Raw genomic sequence first — 3,319 nt, 5'->3', positions numbered from 1 at the left:
TTTTTAATGGTTTTTTTATCAAGGCATAAATACAAATCAAAACTGATGTTGAACAAGTTAATTGAGTCAAACAACTGAACAAATTAATCAAAGTGATATTGGAGACATTCTTGAAAACTCCCTTCATGGAAAAAGGCCCGATCCTGCAGACTGTCTTCGATTATTAGAGTCAAATGATGTTCATCTAATGGGTCTTGTCTCTGGTCATATCACAAGAAAACAATTTGGCAAAAAAGTGTCTTTTGTAAATAATATTATTCTTAATTATACTAATGTCTGTATCACTGATTGCAAATTCTGTGCATTTTATAGATCACCTGGCTCTGATGAATCTTATACCCTTAGTCTAGATCAGATTGAAACTAGAGTTAAGACTGCTTGGGAGATGTTTAAGATACGACAAGTTCTGATTCAAGGCGGTCATAATCCTAATCTGAAAATAGAATATTATGAAAATGCCTTTAAGATGATTAGACAAAAATTTCCAAATGTTGGAGTGCATGGACTCTCCACATCTGAAATAGATATGATTGCAAGAATTGAAAAGTGTTCTACAAAAGAAGTGTTATCTAGATTAAAAGAATCTGGACTACAATCTATTCCCGGAGCAGGGGCTGAAATCTTGGTAGATTCTGTTAAAGATGTTATTAGTCCAAAGAAAATATCTAGTGCCGATTGGATTAGAATTATGGATGAGGCTCATACGCTTGGTCTTCCTGCATCTGCAACTATGATGTATGGACATGTAGAAAATAACAATGACATTGTGGACCACTTTTTTAAAATTGTAAAACTACAAGAAAAAACTAAAGGATTCATGGCATTTATTCCGTGGAACTTTGAGCCAAATAACACCTTGATGCAAAAAGAAAACTTGGTTCCTTATGGCACAGGTGGAACTCAACTCCTAAAAATGATAGCAATATCTAGACTAGTCTTTGATGGTCTAATTCCTCACATTCAATCTTCTTGGCTTACAAACGGAGTTGGTATGGCACAACTTGCTCTTCAATACGGTGCAAATGACTTTGGAGGAACACTGATTGGAGAAGAAGTAGTTTCATGCACTGGTTCTCGTTCTACTGAATTGACTGGTAAACTAATTGTCGATGCAATTCATCAAATTGGTTATCAAGCAGAAGAGAGAGATAATTTTTACGATCCTATCGCTTTACTATAATCCGTAACTAGACCATTTGGAATCTACTAAATTCTTTGTATCTTTATCTACTGTAACTTGTTTTTGAATCTCTCGTTGGAATCCCTCTTCTTTAGTTTTTTGAGTTGCATCTATTCCAAGCTTTGAACCTAAATTAACTAGTGGTGATGCTGGATCCAATGTATCTGTTGGTGTATTATTGATTATGATAGTGTCACGTGCTGCATCAGCTCGTGTAGTTATTGCCCATATCACATCATCTATACTGTGTACATTGATATCCTCATCTACCACGACAAACATCTTTGTTAGGGCAAGTTGTCCCATTCCCCATAACCCCATCATGACTTTTTTTGCTTGACCTGGATATCTTTTCTTAATTGAAATTATTGCAAAACCTTGAAACCATCCTGCTGCTGGCATACTAAAATCTACTACTTCGGGATGGAACATTCGTATTAATGGTAAAAACGACTGCTCGATAACCTTTCCAATATACGCATCTTCTAAAATTGGTTTTCCTACTACAGTTGTAACATAAATTGGATTTTTCCTTCTCATAATTCCAGTTAATGTGAATGTTGGATATGGCTCAACTGGTGTGTAATATCCTGTATGATCTCCAAATGGTCCTTCATCTCGTATGTCATGAGGATCAACATATCCTTCTAAAACAATCTCTGCATTTGCGGGAACTTCCAAATCAATTGTTTTGCATTTTACTGTTTTGATTCCTTTTTTTCTTGTGATTCCTGCAAACAAGTATTTGTCTAATCCTTCTGGTACTGGAGCTATGGAAGAAAATACAGTTGCAGGTTCACACCCAATAATTATTGCAGCTTGAATCTTTTCTCCTCTTTCTTTTGAAATATCCCCATGATGTGCACCACGTTTGTGTTTCTGCCAATGCATCATTGCATGAGTGCTATCTAGAATTTGCATTCTGTACACTCCAAGATTTTTTACTCCTGTTTCTGGATGTTTTGTAGCAACTAATCCTAATGTTATAAAACGCCCCGCGTCATCTGGCCATGATTTTATAATTGGTAAGTCGTCAAATGATGCTGAACTTGATGTAATCTCAGTCACCGGTCCGCTACTTTCTAACTTGGGAAAAGATTCTGCCATCTTAGAAAGCTCTGGTAATTTTTTAATTTTATTTAGAAATCCTGATGGCATGTCCATCTTTGTCATATCTACAATTCTTTGACCAATCTCTGTAAAGTCTGTCATCTCAAGACCTATCTCTAATCTTTTCATTGATCCAAATGCATTTCCTAACACTGGCATACTGTAATTTTTTACGTTTTCAAACAGTATTGCCGGACCATTTGAATACATTGTTCTTCTTAGAATTTCTGCAATCTCTAAATTTGCATCTACTTCCGTCTTTACTCTTTTTAACTCTCCATTTTTTTCTAATTCTGATACAAACTCATGTATGTCCTCAATTGGCATGACCCTCCTAAATATAGAACAAGTATAAGCTTAACTGGATTTGTATGATCTCTGATTTTAAAATAATTTTAAAAAGTGCCTTTTATTTCTCACTGTCGTTTAATTTTGTTATTGATTAAAGACAAACGTGCTATATGTAAAGGAACTGGTACTATTGCGTTATTGGAACCTACTCCAAACAAACCAAAAATATTGCTTAGTCTTGATTAGGCCTTTTTATCTCATAGGTGGAAGTTCATTCTTTTTATCGTGACCACCAGAACCGAATTTACAATAAAAACATAATTCGGATTCCATATACTTTAACTGCTCAATTTGAATTGCTCCAAGCTTTAATGCAATTTTTGTCAAAATTCTATATTTTAATGGCATAGCTGGAATTACTTCTTGTGTGTACACCTTGTAATGATCTGGGCAGAACTTCAAAGTAATTTTTGATGGTTCTTTTCCTTTTTGATTTACTTGTTTTGTAAAATTGATCTGTTCTCTAATGTATTCATGTTTTGGACATGGACAATCTTTACCTCCTGGGTGTTTGTAAGCTGGTGTATTCTTCCAATCAAACCCGGGATACTCTTTCTCAAAATCATCCATTGGTTTGCTTACACTGATTATGCATATAAAACTTGATCAAATTTTACCTTGGTAATAGACCCAAATGTAAATAAACCCCGGAATTTCATGAAAATTAAATGTCATCTG

Annotated in this window: 3 protein-coding genes; 1 reads left to right on the top strand and 2 read right to left on the bottom strand. The window is 34.8% G+C overall.

The window, feature by feature from the left end; translation table 11 throughout:
* The first annotated feature begins 61 nt into the window (after positions 1 to 61).
* Positions 62 to 1,180, top strand: a complete 1,119-nt coding sequence (mqnC, locus tag BG20_RS07800) for a cyclic dehypoxanthinyl futalosine synthase (protein ID WP_010193279.1) — start codon at positions 62 to 64, stop codon at positions 1,178 to 1,180.
* Here mqnC and BG20_RS07795 read toward each other — a convergent pair.
* Both BG20_RS07795 and BG20_RS07790 read right to left on the bottom strand, forming a co-directional pair.
* Positions 1,175 to 2,617, bottom strand: coding sequence for a menaquinone biosynthesis decarboxylase (locus tag BG20_RS07795; protein ID WP_010193277.1), 1,443 nt, complete (start codon positions 2,615 to 2,617; stop codon positions 1,175 to 1,177). The two genes, mqnC and BG20_RS07795, sit on opposite strands and share 6 nt — an antisense overlap.
* Positions 2,618 to 2,833: 216 nt before the next feature.
* Positions 2,834 to 3,211 (bottom strand): hypothetical protein, encoded by a 378-nt coding sequence (locus BG20_RS07790; RefSeq protein WP_007401291.1) that lies wholly within the window; start codon positions 3,209 to 3,211, stop codon positions 2,834 to 2,836.
* Between the last annotated feature and the right edge of the window lie 108 nt (positions 3,212 to 3,319).

Source organism: Candidatus Nitrosarchaeum limnium BG20, from assembly GCF_000241145.1.
In the GTDB taxonomy this organism is placed as follows: domain Archaea; phylum Thermoproteota; class Nitrososphaeria; order Nitrososphaerales; family Nitrosopumilaceae; genus Nitrosarchaeum; species Nitrosarchaeum limnae.
Note: the sequence above shows the minus strand (reverse complement) of the source record. Positions and strands in the feature narration are given on the sequence as shown.